The sequence below is a fragment of the Acinetobacter sp. WCHAc060025 genome (genome assembly GCF_004209355.1).
Taxonomy (GTDB): Bacteria; Pseudomonadota; Gammaproteobacteria; order Pseudomonadales; family Moraxellaceae; genus Acinetobacter; species Acinetobacter wuhouensis.
In genome coordinates, this window is sequence record NZ_SGSX01000072.1 from 1 (window position 1) to 251 (window position 251).

The 251-nt window shown below is 46.6% G+C and carries 1 protein-coding gene; it reads left to right on the forward strand.

Annotated features, from left to right (window positions below; translation table 11 throughout):
* Nucleotides 1–251: type VI secretion system Vgr family protein (locus EXE09_RS18675; protein WP_171478648.1), on the forward strand; the 251-nt coding region annotated here is incomplete at both ends.

A 251-nucleotide genomic window follows, 5' to 3' on the forward strand; every position in this document is an offset into this window, starting at 1 on the left:
GCAAGCCAACTCAACCTCGGGAACCTCAGTCATCCTAAAGACAAAGACAGCAGTGATGGACGAGGTGAAGGCTTTGAACTCAGAACCGACCAGTGGGGAGCAGTACGCGCAGGGCAAGGCTTACTCCTTTCGACCTATAAACAAGATCAAGCCAGTGGTACACACCTTGATGCCAAAGAAGCCAAACAACAACTTGAAAATTCACTCAATAGTTCAAAAGCATTAAGTGAAGTTGCTAAGAATCAGCAGAC